Consider the following 15,918-nt stretch of genomic DNA (forward strand, 5'->3'; position numbering starts at 1 on the left):
GAGCTGTGAGAAAGGTATGCAATATCAAGTTGCCTGGCCCCCGTTCACCAAGAATATCAAGATCTCGATCTTCGGCCTGGTCGCGCTCTTCTTGGTCACCGTCTTCGTCCCCGCGTTCAATGACGTGGCGAGGCAGTACCTGTGGACCTCGAAGGTGCACGTATTCGACTGGGGCTACGTGTGGACGATCATCACCTACGCCTTTTTCCACGCCGACTTCAATCACATCTTGTTCAACTCGTTCGCCCTGTGGATGTTCGGCGGCTACCTCGACGAGATGTGGAGCACCAAGAAGTTCTGGACGGTCAGCCTGCTGAGCGCGCTGGGCGGCGGTATCGCCGTGGTGCTCAGCCAACTCGTCTTCGGCACCGTGGCGCCCACCCTGGGCTACTCGGGGGCGGTCATGGGACTGGTGGCCGCGTATTGCTGGTACAACTGGGACCGCAGCCTCAACTTCTTCTTCCTGCCGATGACCGGCAAGACCTTACTGCTGTTCTTCGTGGTCCTGGACATCTTCTTTGTGGTCTTTGCCCGCGAGCCGATCAGCATCGCCGGCCACCTGGGCGGCATGGTCACCGGCTTGCTGCTGGCGACCGATTATTGGCGCCCGCGACGCATCAAGCAGTGGTGGCGTCGGCGCTCGATGAAGAAGAAATTCCGCGAAGCGACGAGGGAGGTCGACCGCAAAAGGAACGGTAAATGGGTTAACTAGCAAAAGAGCCAAAGAGCAAAAAAGCAAGAGAGCAAAAGAGCAAAAAAGCAAGAGAGCAAAAGTAGCGAAAAAGTAAATGAGTTACGTGCGCCGCTGTTGCTCTTTAGCTCTTTCGCTTATTGGCTCTTTTACTTCCTGCACTTGATTGCACCCGCTCCCGTTCCTACACTGCGCCAAATATCCTGCGAACGACCACACCTTTAGCATCGGACGTCAAGAATATGGAAAAACTCGAGATTACTCGCGAATTCGTCGAGCGTATGCCCAAGACGGATTTGCACGTGCACCTAGATGGAAGCCTTCGCCTGGAGACGATCCTCGAACTCGCCGAAGAGCAGGGCGTCAAGCTGCCCAACGGGGCGGACACCCCCGAGAAGCTCGCCAAGGCGATTCATATGGGCGAGGTGTGCAAGGACCTGACTGACTACCTCAAGGCGTTCGACGTGACGTTGAGCGTGCTGCAGACCGAAGAGGCGCTGTACCGCGCGGCCTTCGAGCTGGGCGAAGACGCCGCCAAAGAGGGCGTCAAGTACATGGAAGTGCGCTACTCGCCGCTGCTTCACACCGAGCAGGGCTTGAGCTTTCCGGTCATCGTCGAAGCCGTCGGCGAGGGCCTGCGCGAAGCCAAGCGCCAGTACGGATTGATGAGCGGCCAGATCATCTGCGGCATCCGCCACATCACCCCCGAGTCGTCGCTGCGGCTCGCCGAGCTGTGTGTCGCCTTCAAGAACAAAGGCGTCGTCGGCTTCGACCTGGCCGGCGCCGAGGCGAATAACCCGCCCAAAGACCACCGCGACGCGTTCTACCTGATCCGCAACAACAACGTGAATCTGACCATCCACGCCGGCGAGGCCTACGGCCCCGAGAGCGTACACCAGGCGATTCACATGTGCGGCGCGCACCGCATCGGCCACGGCGTTCGCCTTCGCGAGGACGGCGACCTGCTCAACTACGTCAATGACCACCGCATCCCGCTGGAGATGTGCCCGACGTCGAACGTGCAGACCCGCGCCTGCGAGAGCTTCGAGAGCCACCCGCTGCCGTTCTACCTGTCGTACGGGCTGCGCGTGACGATCAACACCGACAACCGCCTGGTCACCGACACGACGATGACCGAGGAGATCTGGCGCTGCGTGGAGCACTACGACCTGAATATCGGCGACCTGCGCAAGCTGATGATCGCCGGGTTCAAGTCCTCGTTCATGCCGTACCGCAAAAAGCGCACCGTCACCGCCCGCGCCTGCGCCGAGTTCGACAAGCTCGTCGCCGAGTTCGAAGAGAGCCAGGGCGCCAAGGCCGTGCAAGATCCGCGCGTGGCCCAGGAGATCGCCATCCAGAAGGCCTCGGCCGACGCAACCAAGCCGCAGGTCGAGCTCGACCCGTATTCGGGCCGCAGCGGTGTGACGCCCGAAGATGCCGAGTACGACCTGAACGCCGCCTCGAGCGTCGAAGAGGTCAGCGAGGTGACTGAAGACGAGAAAGCTTCGTAACGGTTGATTCACCACGGGGAGCACGGGGACACGGGGAAAGGCATTTAGTTATGTAGTCCCCGTGTCGCTGTGTCCTCCGTGGTGAAAATAGACGTTTGCAGCAGAGAATTTACCACGGGGAGCACGGGGACACGGGGAAAGGCATTTAGTTATGTAGTCCCCGTGTCGCTGTGTCCTCCGTGGTGAAAATAGACGTTTGCAGCAGAGAATTTACCACGGGGAGCACGGGACACGGGGGAAAGACATTTAATCTGCGTATTCCCCGTGTCTCCGTGCTCCCCGTGGTGAAAATCGCCGTTCGCAGTCTCACAAGTGATTCGAATTGGGTGATCCAAAATGGATAACAAGACGAGTTTTCAGGCAGTGATCATGGCCGCGGGCAAGGGCACGCGCCTCAAGTCGGAGCAGCCGAAGGTTCTCCACGAGGTGTTGGGAAAGCCGATGGTCGCCTATGCGGTCGACGCCGCCCTCGAGGCGGGCGCCGAGCGGGTGGTCGTGGTGCTCGGCTACGGGCGTGAGCAGGTCCAGTCGTGGCTCGAGGAGCATCGCGACTCCGAGCGGATCGAGTTCGCCGTGCAGGAGAACCAGCTCGGCACCGCCCACGCGGTGTACGCCGCGCGCGATTACTTCGACGCGGCGCCCGAGTACACCGCGATCCTGTCGGGCGACGTGCCCAACATGAACGCCGAGGCACTCGGCGACTTCGTCACGAAGACGGCCAACTCGATGTATCCGCTGGGCATGATGACCGCCAAGCTCGACGACCCGGCGCACTACGGGCGCGTGCTGCGCAACCCCGACGGCGAGGTCACCGGCGTCATCGAGTACAAGGATGCCACCGAAAAGCAGCGCCAGGTCGACGAGATCAACGCCGGATTCTACGCGGTCGAGACCGAGTTTCTGGCGCGGTACCTGCCCGAGATCTGCGAGGGGCCGGCCGACAACGCCCAAGGCGAGTACTATCTGACCGACCTGATCGCCGTCGCCGCGAATCACGCGGGCGTCCACGGCTGGATCATCGACGACATCGGGCTCATCCAGGGCGTCAACACGCGTCGAGACCTCGCCGAGGCGACGCGTTTTGCCCAAAAGCGCATCAACCAAAAATGGATGGACGAGGGCGTCACCTTCATCGACCCCGACGCCACCTACATCGAGCCCGACGTGCAGCTAGGCACCGACGTCACGCTGTATCCGGGCGTGCACCTCAAGGGCCAGACGCGCATCGGCTCGGGCACCGTGGTCGAGAACGGCTCGGTCATCACAGACTGCCAACTCGCCGCGAACGTCCACGTCAAAGCCAACTGCTACCTGACGCTCGCCCGCGTCGACAGCGGCACCGCGCTGGGCCCGTTCGCCCACCTTCGGCCCGGGTCCGACATCGGCAAGGACTGTAAGGTCGGAAACTTCGTCGAGGTCAAAAAGTCGAAGTTCGAGGACGGCGTCAAAGCCGGCCACTTGAGCTACTTGGGCGACGCGCACCTGGGCAAAGGCACCAACGTGGGCGCAGGCACGATCACCTGCAACTACGACGGCAAGAAGAAGCACCGCACCGAGGTCGGCGAGGGGTCGTTCATCGGCTCGAACACCGCCATCGTCGCGCCCGCCAAGCTCGGCAAAAAGGCGTATATCGGCGCCGGCAGCGTGATCACCGACGAAGTCCCCGACGAGTCGCTCGCGATTGCGCGCGGTCGTCAGAAGAACTTCGACGGTTGGGTGCGTAAGAAGGAAGAAGAGGAGGGTTAAGCGGAGCTACCGGCCGACAGGTTCGGATCCCACAGGACCTCGTCGGCCCCGCTTCCCTTCACCGCCGCCCAGCGGCTCCACACGAACAACGCATCACTCAGACGGTTCAGGTACGCGATGGCGTTCGGGTCGACCTCCTCGGTCTCGGCCAGCGCCACCGTCTTGCGCTCGGCGCGGCGGCAGACCGTGCGCCCCAGGTGCAGCTCGGCGTTCAGCCGCGAGCCGCCGGGCAGCACGAACGAGCGAAGCTCCGGCAGCTCCTCGTTCATCTTGTCGATGCTCGCCTCGAGCGCAGCCACGTCGGTCTCGTCGACGCGCGGCATCTTCTCGCCGATATCCTCCGGCAGCGTCGCCAGAATACTCCCCAGGTTGAACAACTCGTGCTGCACGCGCAGCAGCGTGTGCGCCAACTCGTCGAAGGCGTCGTTGTCGCCGTGCTCGTCGATGAGCGTCTGGCGACACATGCCGATGATGGCGTTGAGCTCGTCGACGGTGCCGTACGAGTCGATGCGCGCGGCGGTCTTCGGCACGCGCTGGCCGCCGACCAGGCTCGTCTGGCCGCTGTCGCCCTTGCGGGTGTAGACGCGGTTGATGGCTAGTTGGGGATCTTCGAATTTTTTATCTCTTTCGCTCATCTTACACTCCTTTGATTCATCCAAATGGTTGAGTGGTTGGAGTGGTCGAGTGGTTTCTTGGCTGTAGTGGGTATCCAACTCGCGGCGCCACAGCCGATGAGACCGCTTTGCTGGAACTTCTCGACCGGGCGAATTCGCTCAATCAAGAAACCACTGTTCCACTGAACCACTCTCCTGCTCATCGACCACTCGACGTGACGCCCAGTTGCTTCATGAGGAAGGCATACTGGTCGGCATACTTGTCGACGTACTTTTTGACCATATCACCACCACCATGCCCCGCATTCTTTTCGATGCGCATAATCGCCGGCTGGTGCGAAGAAGTCGCGTATTGGACCCGCGCGGTGAACTTGCGCGCGTGCATCGGGTCGACGCGATCGTCGCTGTCGGCCGCCAGCATCAGCAGCGCCGGGTAGTCGGTGCCCTCTTTGACGTGGTGGTACGGTGAGTAGTCGTACAGGTACTCGAAGTCCTCTTTTTTGGACGGGTCGCCGTACTCGAGCATCCAGGTCTTGCCGCTGCCGAATTTGTGGTAGCGGACCATGTCGAGTAGCGGGACCGCGCAGACGACCGCGCCGTACAGTTCGGGGCGCTGGGTCATGACCGCGCCCACGAGCAGGCCGCCGTTCGAGCCGCCGGCGACGGCGAGCTTCTGGGGGCTCGTGTAGCCCTTCTCGATGAGGTACTCGGCGGCGGCGATGAAGTCGTCGAAGGTGTTCTGTTTTTTGTCGAGCATGCCGTCGCGGTGCCACTCTTCGCCGTACTCGCCGCCGCCGCGCAGGTTGGGCACGGCGTAGGCGCCGCCGGCTTCGAGCCACGGGTAGATGCTCGAGCGAAAGTAGGGGCGCATGTTGACGTTGAAGCCGCCGTATCCGTACAGCAGCAGCGGCGTCGAGCCGTCGAACTCGATATCCTTGCGGTGGACGATGAACATCGAGACTTTGGTGCCGTCCTTCGACTCGTACCAGACCTGGTCGACCTTGTAGGGTTCGGGATCGATGGGAAGCTCGACCTTCTCCCACAGCTCGGTCTCGCCGGTTTTGATGGAGGTCTTGTAGATCTGGCGCGGCGTGGTGAACGACATGAACGAGTAGTACGCCTCGTCGCGGTCCGGGTCGCCCTTCATGCCGAAGCTCGCCCCGATGGTCGGCAGCTCGACCTTGCGCACGAACGTGCCGTCGAGCTTGCGGATATCCATGGCGCTGTGGGCGTTCTCCAGATAGCTCAGCACGAGATGCCCGCCGCGAATCTGGACCTCGTCGAGCACGCGCTCGTCGTCCTGGGCGATGAGCTCGGTCCAGTTCTCACGCGCCGGGTTCTCCGCCGAGACCTTCATCAGCCGCCAGTTGGGCGCCTTCTCGTCGGTGAAGATGTAGAAGTGGTCCTCCCACACGTGCACCTCGTAGCTGTACTCGGTGCCGGTCACCAGCGGCGTCCATTCAGGTTTGTCGGCCTTCAGGTCCTGGTAGTAGACGTCCGCGCGGTCCCAGCCGTGCCAGACGTAGGCGAGCAGCCAGCGGCCGTCGCGCGACAGGTCGACGCCCAGAAACGAGCGCGCATCGCCGGTCTTCTCGCGCACGAGCTTGTCTTGCGCCTGCTTCGTGCCCAGCTCGTGGTAGCGCACCTCGGCATGGCCGGGGCGCTCGTCGACCGGGATGCTCGCGTCGGTGGGCAGGTAGGTGTAGTAAAAGCCTTTGCTGTCCGGCGTCCACGACGGGTAGGCGTATTTCGCCCCCTCGATGACGTCGACGTCGCTCACCTCGCCGGTGTCGACGTCCATGACGTACAGCGTCGCCTCGTCGGCGTTGTTCTCCTGGGCCTTGTAAGCCACGGTCTTGCCGTCCCAGGCCACGTACACCCCGCCGATCGACAGGCTGCCGTCCTCGCTCATCGTGTTCGGGTCGAGCAGGACCTTCTCTTCGCCCTCGGCGCTCTCCTTCCAATAGAAGACCGCCTTCTCCTTGTCGGCGTGGCGGCGCCGGTAGAAGTAGCGCCCCCCTCGCACGCTCGGCGCGTACAGCGCGTCCACGTAGAAGAGCTCCTCGAAGCGCTCGGCGAGCTTGTCGCGCCCGGGTAAGTCATCGAGGTAGTCGCGCGCGAAGTCGTCCTGCGCCTCCATCCAGCTCTGGACCTTGTCGCTCGAGGCGTCTTCGAGCCAGCGGTACGGGTCGCTCACGGTCTGGCCGAAGATCTCCTCGACGACGTCCTGACGCTCGGTGTCGGGGTAGTCGAAGGTTTTGGTTTTCTCTTTCTTGGTCTGCTCGGCCCCATTGTCGCGCGTCGAGGGTGTGCTCGAGCAAGAGGCGGCGACGGCGAGCAGCAAGGCGAGGGCGGTGAGTTTGACGGGGCGCATGCGTTGTCTTGGGCGAAAGGAGTCGGGTTTTCGATGGGTTAGGGTTAATCGAGGAGACGCGACATGTCTAGATTCGTGACACCCACCCCCAGCTCCGGCTATGCCTACGCAGGGGGCTATCAAATCGGAGTTAACGCCCTTCGGGCTTGCAGTTCGGCGGCCTTGCACGTCCGACGACAGTTAGGGCTCGAGGCGAGTTGCCAGGCAGTTCAGGTGGCGTGGGACGTTCTTCAACTGGGGCCTTCGCTACCTGGAGCCCGAAGGGCGGAATCCTCCCTTTGATAGCCCCCTGCGAAGGGAGATAGGATCGAAGAACGCCCCCTGAAGGGTGTACGGTGTGGTTGCGATTCCAATCCACCATTCACCCAAAAGGAGGCGTGATGAGTACTATGTACGTTGGCGCAGACATTCACAAGTCGACCTCAACCGTTGTGGTCAAAGACGAGCAAGGGAGGACGGTAAGCAAGTGGGTCGGCCACACCAGCGCAGAGAATCTGTCGACGCAGGTCATGGCCATCCCCGGTACAGTGCACATGACCTTTGAAGAGTCTCCGTACGCTGCTTGGATGTGGGATACGCTGCATCCGCTTGTCGACAAGCTGGTGGTGTGTGACCCGAGACGAAACAAGCTCATTGCCGAAGATGACAAGAGTGACGAAATCGATGCGGAGACCCTGGCTGATCTGCTCCGCGGTGGATTCCTCAAGCCAGTGTACCATGGCTCCCATAGCAGCCGTGATATTCGCCATCTGGTCAAGAGTTATCAGCAGGTCATCTCGGATCGAGTGCGCATTAAAAACCGTTTATGCGGGCTCTTCGACGGCTACGGTGTTCGGACAAACGCCAAAGAGCGCTACACATGTGATCAAAAGGCTCGCGAGACACTGCTCAAGAAGCTTCCAGGGCGCGGCATCCAACAGCGAGGGCGTCGACTCTATGTCCAGCTTGATCTGCTCGATGAACTGGTCGACGAGGCCCTTCGAGACATGATCGCTGAGGCTCGGCGCTTCGATGCCTTCGAATGGATCAAGAGCATCCCGGGATTCGGTGATAAGCGAGCTGCCGCGACCATCGGCTGGGTGCGCACCCCCCATCGGTTTCGAGGCAAGCGCCAGTTCTTCAAGTATGTCGGATTGGCTGTCGTGCATCGAAGCACGTCAGATTGGAGGCAAGGAGCAAAAGGCCTCGAGCGAAAGAACAATGGCCAGACGATGGGGCTCAACAACAAGTACAGCCGGCCGCTCAAAGATATCATCAAAGGCGCCGCAGTGACGGCCGCAACGACGGACCCGGCATGGGGCGCACATGAGGCTGCACTGATCGATGACGGGATGGACCGGGAGATCGCCCGGCTGACCATCGCCCGGAAGCTCGCGTCGATCTTATTGTCCATCTGGAAACGAGGAGAACACTACAACGCAGAAAAGACAGTGCTAAGAGGGTCGTGACGTCCACCTGACTCGGAGCGCCAGCTGGCGAGTCCGTGAACAGCGTGGGACGACCTGGTCGGGAAGAGACTCTCGTCGCTTCGTGAGCCGGCTCAAGCCAGCCGAGTTCCACTGGGAGATTAGTCCACCCGCATGACCAGAACTTATCTTGGCCCTCGAGGTCCAAATAGGAGCGTGGTCGGCACTTTTGCTACGACCCGATTTAGATAAATGCCCCCCATGAGCATTCACCCAGACTTGTCGCAGGAGATCTCCGAACATACGGGGGTTCCGGACGACACAACCGGTGTTGCCGGGGGCTAGAAGCTCAAAAGACGAGGGCCCCTTGGAACGAACCACTCTGCTCTTGACCTTCTTCTTCATAGGAGCGTAGCGACCGTAGCTGGGGGAGGCGTGGCGAATCATCCACACATCCAACGTCCCCCGATCACCATCCCAACCCCACCCGCCCCATCACGTTCGACAACGTCATCACAAAATACACCTCATCGCCGACCACCTGCAGATCGACCGGGCCCTCCAAATACCCGTCGGTCGTGCCCAGGTCGAGGGGCCCGGCGAGCACTGCGTCGCAGGAGGTGTCGAACAGGTAGAGCGCGTCGTCGTTGAAGGCGGTCAGGTAGATGACGCCGCGTGCGTCGATGGTGGCGTTGTGCAGCGACTTATCGTCGGTGGCGTAGACCTCGAGGGGGTCGCTCGTATCGTGCAGCCACTGCATCGCCTGCAGGTCGAACACGAAGAGGACCGGCGCGGTGGCGCTGGCGAGGTACAGGCGGGTCGCGTCCGGGGTGACGAGCGGGCGTCCCGGCGCGCCCATGCGCTCGTCGTCGGTGCGTTCGAGCGCGAAGATCTGGCGCTCCGGGGCGGTCGGGTCGTCGGTCTCGGTCCAAAGCTCGAGCGCACCGTCGGACGTGACCGTGCCCGAGTAGTGAATCGCGCCGCTACTCACCACGGCGATGCGGGGGCCGTGGGGCGTGTCGATGGCGGCGATATATTGCGGGTTTTTCTTGGCGGTGGGGATGCTCCCGAGAACCTCGCGCGTGTCGCGGTCGAGCACGGTCACCGAGCCCTCGTCAAAGCCTCGGCCGCGCAGATGCGTGTTGGTCACGTAGATATAGTCGTCGCTGGCCGTGACCCCCTGCGGGGCGTCGAACGCCTCGGTGCCCGCGCCGATCTCGGCGACGACCTCGCCGGTCTGCGTGCTCGCCACCGTGAGCGTATTCGCCCCCTGGTTGGCGATGTAGGCGAGGTCTCTGGGCGCGTCGACGTACAGGTCGTAGGGGTTGCGGTTAACCCCGAGGTCGATGAAGAAGGCGTCGAAGGCGCCGGTGGCGGGATCGAAGCGGCTGACGGTGTTGTCGCTGCTCTCGACAACCCACAGGTATCCGTCGCCGCGGGCGATGGCGTTGGGGTCGGCACCGAGCGTCTGGAAGTCGGCCCAGACGGTCGCGCGGGGCGCGCTCGGGCCCGCCTCACAGACGGGCCCCGCGGCCTCGTAAGAGCGCGTCGGACCCCCTGCCTCGTCAGGCTCCCCGCACCCAACCAAGCAGAGCGCCACAACCACGACAAGCGAGCACAGCGAGCGCGCCGCGCGCAGTGTTGCGCGGCCTCGGTAGCCCCGGGCGACCGAAGGGAGTCCGGGGTTGTGCAATCGCCTACTCACCATGCACCACGCCCACCGCGTCGAGGTCGAAGCCGACGTTGTCGGCCTCGGAGTTGGTGTTGTCGAGCATGTCGCGGATGCGCACGTAGCGCACCCGGTCGACGCGCTGGTTACCCGAATTCTGGTCGTCCCAGTTCAGGTCGGCCAAGTCGAACGCGTCACCGCCGGTGATCTGCGGGTCGAGGGGGACGACGGCCGCGGGGTCGTAGGCGTTGGTGGGCGTCCAGCCCGCGCACCCGGGCCAGCGGCCCGGCTTGGTGGGCTCGTCGGAGCACTCGAAGGTATGCCAGGTCTCGCCGTCGGCGCTGACCGACACCTCGGCGAGCTCGGCCCACACCTCGTCGGGGTTGTCACGAATCCAAAACGCGTTTTCGAAGACCACGAAATCGGCCCCGGGACCGTCGACGATCGCCCGGTCGAAGCCGAGCACGATCTCGCCGCCCGCCCCCAGGCTGAGCACCCAGTGGCGCTCGGCCGCAGGCGTGCTGCTGAACGCCCCGTCGGGCTCCCCGAGCACGTTGTCCGGCAGGTAGTGCTGCCCCCATCCGGCTCCCTTGCCCGGCTCGAACGACACGACCTCGGTCGCATAGAGCGACGGCTCGGCCGGCCCATCGGCCGCCTCCCCACAACCCACGCCAAGCCCCAAGACCCCAAGACTCAAGACCACAAGCCTCCAAGACCCAAGACCCCAAGACAGTTTGCCGTTGCACATCACACACCTACCTCTGCTCGAGAAGCCCAAACGATCGCCCACCGGCGATCACTCCGGGGTCATCTGCGTCCACGAAAACCCACCGCAGCCACCGTTGGCCGGATCGGTGTCGTCGGCCGTCTCCCCCGTCGTGCGCGCCGCCTCGGCGGTCTCCAGCCCGTAGTCGACGATGCAGTAGAAGAACGCGCCCTGGCTGTCGGGCTCGGTCCACACCAGCTTGCTGTAGGTGTCCGGGTTGTACTCGGCATCCTGCGGGGTGTAGGTCACCGCCCAGTTGTCGGCGTTGTCGAAATCCTCGATGGGATTGTCGTTCCACATGTCGGCGGTGATCGTCTCGGTCGTGTCGAATTGGGTGGTGTAGGTGCCCTCGACCTCGATCGTGGCGGCGCCGGCGTCCTCATCGGTGCCGGTATCTTCGTCGGTACCGGCGTCAGTGCCGGTATCTTCGTCGGTACCGGTGTCGTCGTCGGTGCCGGTATCGTCGGTGAACGCATCTTCCTCGGACCCGGTATCCTCATCGGCGCCGGTATCTTGCTCCGTCACGTCAGAGCCGGCGTCGGCGGCCGTGTTGTTGGCGGCGTTGTTGGTGGTGTCGTCGTCATCGCCGCAAGCGGCGAGCGCGAGCGAAAAGGCGAGAATGCACGTCAGCGCGCCCCACCGGCGCAGGTTACACAGCTTCGAAAACATCATGGGGGTACTCCTCAAGTAGCATGGGTTCGGGTCGAGGAGCAGAGAGGAGCAGAGGGAGAGAAAACACGGTAAGCCGCGTCGAACCCACGCGCCGCACGCTTCCGACCCGAAGCGAAAAATGGCTATGTCGCAGCACGCAATATCCTGGCTTGCGGGTCATCCTCGCCCGACACCTTCCCAACTCCGTTAGGAGCCAGTGGATTCGTCGAGTTCGTCACCGCTTACAGTTGCGGGGGCAGCGCCGGTTTTCCACCGGCTTCCTGCGTGGTTGCGGATTTGTCTAGTAGCAGGCGGGAGGTCGCGGCGTCAAATGTGAAGGTGTGGGGCGGGGCGACGGCGCGGTTCCACGGGGCGCGACACAAAGCCGGTTTGCGATCGGAGCGATCGAAGGGGGGGAGATCACAAGGCGCGTTTGTGATTGGACCCCTCGAAGGGGGGCGGAAGACAAAGCGGCTTTGTATTTGGACCCCTCGAAGGGGGTCGGAAGGCAAAGCGGCTTTGTGTTTGGACCCCTCGAAGGGGGTCGGAAGGCAAGGCGGCTTTGTGTTGGGACGGTCCGAGTGTGTGTGGAGGGCGAAGCTTGTTGAGGCGCGCAGCTAGGGACACGCAAGCTGCGGCCGGGAGACCGCAGGGCGGGCCGGAGGCGCCGCGCCCCGACCTGTACGCCCCGCACAGATCGGGGCGCGCCGAACGTGTCCCATCGACGAGCAGCAAACAGAGAAATCGGCGCGTGGCTGCCGCCACGCCACGATCCACGCAACAAAATCTCTCTTCTGCCGATAACCGTAATAGGGGCGCCAACGCCCCACGACCATCGACAGAAGGAGACACAATGACGAATACAGAGATCAATACAGAGATCAAGTACTCGCGGGGCTACCTGCCCCACATTCACACCGAACACGGTCAGACGATCACGTTGAGACTGCACGATTCACTGCCCGTCGCATCATTCAAACGCATGGAGGCGACGGCCGATAGCCCCGAAGAGCGTCACAAAATCGTGGCGCGGTTTCTCGACGAGGGCCGCGGCTCCTGCATTTTGGAGCGCCCGGAGGTTGCTGCGATCGTGCGCGACAGCATTTTGTGGTGCGACGGACGCAAATACGACCTCAAGGACTGGGTGGTGATGCCGAACCACGCCCATGTCTCCTACCGCAACGGGCGGAAGATACCGACGCGGGTGGCCGGAGAGATCAAGTCGTTTACGGCCAAGGAGATCATCAAGGTGTCGGAGGACGTCGAGGCGCCGGTGTGGATGCCCGGGACCTTCGACCGCTACATCCGCGACGAGGTGCACGATTTCAACGTGCAGCGGTATATCTGGTTCAATCCGGTGCGGGCGGGGCTTGTGGAGGATCCGTGGGATTGGGAGTTTTCGAGCATTCACGACTCGCCGTTCGACAAGGAGGAGTTGCGGCGGTGGTTCGAGCAGAACAAGGATGGATTTTGGGATAACGGGTTTTGAGGCGCGCAGCGAGGGACACGCAAGCTGCGGCCGGGAGACCGCAGGGCGGGCCGGAGGCGCCGCGCCCCGACCTGTAAGCCTCGCGCGGGTCGGGGCGCGGGCGTCCCCGCCCGCCGGCGTCGCCTCCGGCGCGCCGAACATGTCTGCCGCAACAAGCAGAGGCGCCCAGCCAGCGCGAAGAACACGCAAGCTGCGGCCGGGAGACCGCAGGGCGGGCCGGAGGCGCCGCGCCCCGACCTGTAAGCCTCGCGCGGGTCGGGGCGCGGGCGTCCCCGCCCGCCGGCGTCGCCTCCGGCGCGCCGAACATGTCTGCCGCAACAAGCAGAGGCGCCCAGCCAGCGCGAAGAACACGCAAGCTGCGGCCGGGAGACCGCAGGGCGGGCCGGAGGCGCGGGCGTCCCCGCCCGTCGGCGTCGCCTCCGGCGCGCCGAACATGTCTGCCGCAACAAGCAGAGGCGCCCAGCCAGCGCGAAGAACACGCAAGCTGCGGCCGGGAGACCGCAGGGCGGGCCGGAGGCGCCGCGCCCCGACTGGTGTGAGGAGCGCAGCGAGGGACACGCAAGCTGCGGCCGGGAGACCGCAGGGCGGGCCGGAGGCGCCGCGCCCCGACCTGTAAGCCTCGCGCGGGTCGGGGCGCGGGCGTCCCCGCCCGCCGGCGTCGCCTCCGGCGCGCCGAACATGTTCGCCTCAACCTTGCCGGGGCTCACAACCAGGTCGGGGCGCGGGCGTCCCCGCCCGCCGGCGTCGCCTCCGGCGCGCCGAACATGTTCGCCTCAACCTTGCCGGGGCTCACAACCAGGTCGGGGCGCGGGCGTCCCCGCCCGCCGGCGTCGCCTCCGGCGCGCCGAACATGTCCGCCGCAACAAGCAGAGGAGGTCAGCTAAGCCAAGAACACACAAGCTGCGGCCGGGAGACCGCGCCGCGCCCCGATCAACGTCCTTGCAAGATCGACGCGAAGTCTGCCACGATCCGCCCCGTGAAAAAGCCGTCCCACATACCCACCTGCCTCCTCGCCACGCTGCTGCTGGCGCCCGGCCTCGCCCGCGCCGAAGACGCCGAAGAGCCCGACGAGAACACCGTCAAGACCGTCTCGCCCAAGGAGCGGTCGGTCGACGATGCGCGCCTGCCCTCCGGCTTCGTCACCCGCGTCGAGGTCGACGAGGCGACCGGGAGTGGGCGCGATCTCGGCGACGAACTCGAGCGGGTGCCCGGGGTGACGGTGCGCCAGACGTCGAGCTTCGGGCGTCCGGCGTTTGCGACGGTGCGCGGGGGCAATTCGCGCCAGCTCGCCGTGTCGCTCAACGGGATGCGCATCAGCGCGCCGGCGGGGGTGGGGTTCGACGTGGGGAGCTTGTCGCTTGCGGGGGTGGAGGCGGTCGACGTGTATCGCGGGGCGGCGGGGGCCGTGCACGGGGCGGGGGCGCTCAGCGGGGCGCTCGACCTGCGTACGCGGCTGCCGAAGAACGACGCCGGCTGGCAGGGCGCGGCGACCGGGCTGGGCGGAAGCTACGCGACCTACGGAGTCTTCGGGCATACGGCCTACGGCGGGGAGTCGTACGCGGTGCGCCTCGACGCCGGTTGGCGCCAGAGCGAGGGCGACTTCGCGTTTGTCGACCGGCAGGGCACCGCGCAGGAGCGCGTGAACAACGACCACCGGCAGTTGAGCGTGCTGGCGGCCGGGCGCGTCGACGTCGGCGAGGGCCACCTCGAGCCGCTGGTGATGTACGACGGGGGCTCGGGCGGCGCGCCCGGGCCCAGCGAGTCGCCCGAGCGCTTCGACGAGGCGCGCGTCGACCAGAGGCGCCTCGTCGGCCAGCTCGCCTGGCGGCAGCGAAACCTCGCTGCAGGCGATTGGGGCGCGATGGATGCTCGCGCGATGGCGGGCTACGGGCGGCGCGACACCGACTACGACAATCCGGAGTCGTACCTGGGCGGCGCGCAGATCTCGGACACCTCGACCCTGCACACCTTCGAGGTCGACGCGCAGGCGAGCACCTTCTTTGCGTTCGGGGATATCCTGCACCTGACGCTCGAGGGCCGCCGGCAAAGCTACGAGGCGGCGCACGAGGAGGTCTTCGCCGACGCGACCGACCGGTCGAGCATCGAAGCCTCGCGGCTGAGCCTGGCGGCGGGCGTGTCGAACGAGTTGCTGCTGGCGGGCGACGCCGTCAGCCTCGTCGCCGCGCTGCGCCTCGAGCACTTGAAGGACGCGCGCCAGGCGGCCGCCGACCGTGCGTGGACGCCGCTGATGCCGTCGGTGGGGGCGATCTGGCGGGCGCACCGGTGGTTGGAGTTCAAGTCGAACCTCGCGCGCACCTTCCGTGCGCCCGATTTCGACGAGCTCTACCTGCGCATGGCCGGCCTGGAGGGCAATCCCGACCTCGCCCCGGAGCGCGCGCTGAGCGCCGACGCCGGCGTGCGGCTCGGGCCCGAGGAGGGCCCCGTATCGCTCGAAGCGATCTACTTTCGCAACGCGCTCGACGAGTCGATCTACTTTGTGGCCGTGTCGGCGTGGAAGTTTCAGGCCCAGAATCTGGGGGCGGGGACGAGCCAGGGCGTCGAGACGACGCTGTCGGTGCGGCCGAGTGAGCGTGTCGACCTGCTTGCAAGCTACACGCTGACTGACGCCACCCTCGACGGGCTTCCCGACGGGGTGACCTTGCTCGGCCAGCCGGTCCACCAGGGCTCGGTGCGCGCGGAGGTCGAATTGGGCGGGCTGGGGCCCTTCGACGGTGTGTCTTCGATGCGTCTGTTCGGCGAGGGCTTCTGGCGAAGCCGAGTCTACTTCGACAACTTCGGCCATATCTCCAACCCGCCGTTTTGGACGGCGGACCTGGGCGCGGCGTTCGCGCCGGTCGACTGGGTCGAGCTGACCTTCAACGCCCGCAACCTGGCCGACAACCGGCGAGGGGCCGACAGCCTGCAGAGGCCGTTGCCGGGGCGGGCGTTTTATGGGGCGGTGAGCGTGGAGTTTGGGGAGTAGGGGGGAGTGGGGGAAGAG

At 64.6% G+C, this 15,918-nt stretch carries 11 protein-coding genes and 1 riboswitch; of the genes, 6 read left to right on the top strand and 5 right to left on the bottom strand.

All coding sequences use genetic code 11. The features are described from left to right. Positions 1-16: 16 nt before the first annotated feature. From FIV42_RS17335 to glmU, 3 genes are all read left to right on the top strand, one after another. Complete coding sequence (locus FIV42_RS17335; protein ID WP_141198908.1) at positions 17-712, top strand: rhomboid family intramembrane serine protease; 696 nt, start codon at positions 17-19, stop codon at positions 710-712. Between the two features lie 221 nt (positions 713-933). Then, positions 934-2,202, top strand: a complete 1,269-nt coding sequence (add, locus tag FIV42_RS17340) for an adenosine deaminase (protein WP_141198909.1) — start codon at positions 934-936, stop codon at positions 2,200-2,202. Between the two features lie 336 nt (positions 2,203-2,538). Next, positions 2,539-3,948, top strand: a complete 1,410-nt coding sequence (gene glmU / locus FIV42_RS17345; protein WP_141198910.1) for a bifunctional UDP-N-acetylglucosamine diphosphorylase/glucosamine-1-phosphate N-acetyltransferase GlmU — start codon at positions 2,539-2,541, stop codon at positions 3,946-3,948. Here the strand turns inward: glmU and FIV42_RS17350 are convergent. Next, positions 3,945-4,583: a cob(I)yrinic acid a,c-diamide adenosyltransferase gene (locus FIV42_RS17350; protein WP_141198911.1), complete on the bottom strand. Its 639-nt coding sequence runs from the start codon at positions 4,581-4,583 to the stop codon at positions 3,945-3,947. The two genes, glmU and FIV42_RS17350, sit on opposite strands and share 4 nt — an antisense overlap. 178 nt (positions 4,584-4,761) lie before the next feature. Continuing rightward, positions 4,762-6,936, bottom strand: a complete 2,175-nt coding sequence (locus FIV42_RS17355; RefSeq protein WP_141198912.1) for a prolyl oligopeptidase family serine peptidase — start codon at positions 6,934-6,936, stop codon at positions 4,762-4,764. Between the two features lie 380 nt (positions 6,937-7,316). On the opposite strand from FIV42_RS17355, the gene FIV42_RS17360 reads away from it, so the two are divergent. After that, positions 7,317-8,384 carry an IS110 family transposase gene (locus tag FIV42_RS17360; RefSeq protein WP_141196007.1) on the top strand — a complete coding sequence of 356 codons (1,068 nt, stop codon included), beginning with the start codon at positions 7,317-7,319 and terminating at the stop codon, positions 8,382-8,384. A 427-nt stretch (positions 8,385-8,811) separates the two neighbouring features. Here FIV42_RS17360 and FIV42_RS17365 read toward each other — a convergent pair whose 3' ends face one another. From FIV42_RS17365 to FIV42_RS17375, 3 genes are all read right to left on the bottom strand, one after another. Continuing rightward, positions 8,812-10,047 (bottom strand): YncE family protein, encoded by a 1,236-nt coding sequence (locus FIV42_RS17365; protein ID WP_141198913.1) that lies wholly within the window; start codon positions 10,045-10,047, stop codon positions 8,812-8,814. Further along, a complete protein-coding gene (locus FIV42_RS17370) occupies positions 10,040-10,708 on the bottom strand; it encodes a cell surface protein (RefSeq protein ID WP_141198914.1) in 669 nt (222 codons plus the stop codon). The genes FIV42_RS17365 and FIV42_RS17370 overlap by 8 nt, the downstream gene beginning before the upstream one ends. Positions 10,709-10,807: 99 nt before the next feature. Next, on the bottom strand, positions 10,808-11,449 hold the full coding sequence (locus FIV42_RS17375; protein WP_141198915.1) for a hypothetical protein: 642 nt from the start codon (positions 11,447-11,449) through the stop codon (positions 10,808-10,810). Positions 11,450-11,586: 137 nt separating this feature from the next. Then, positions 11,587-11,712, bottom strand: a riboswitch (cobalamin riboswitch). Positions 11,713-12,281: 569 nt separating this feature from the next. Between FIV42_RS17375 and FIV42_RS17380 the strand changes: the two genes are divergently transcribed. Both FIV42_RS17380 and FIV42_RS17385 read left to right on the top strand, forming a co-directional pair. Continuing rightward, positions 12,282-12,917: a hypothetical protein gene (locus tag FIV42_RS17380; protein ID WP_141198916.1), complete on the top strand. Its 636-nt coding sequence runs from the start codon at positions 12,282-12,284 to the stop codon at positions 12,915-12,917. 976 nt (positions 12,918-13,893) lie between these two features. Then, the gene (locus FIV42_RS17385; protein ID WP_168210727.1) at positions 13,894-15,900 is read left to right on the top strand and encodes a TonB-dependent receptor plug domain-containing protein; all 2,007 of its coding nucleotides are present in this window, start codon (positions 13,894-13,896) and stop codon (positions 15,898-15,900) included. The last annotated feature ends 18 nt before the right edge of the window (positions 15,901-15,918 follow it).

Source organism: Persicimonas caeni (assembly GCF_006517175.1).
Classification (GTDB): domain Bacteria; phylum Myxococcota_A; class Bradymonadia; order Bradymonadales; family Bradymonadaceae; genus Persicimonas; species Persicimonas caeni.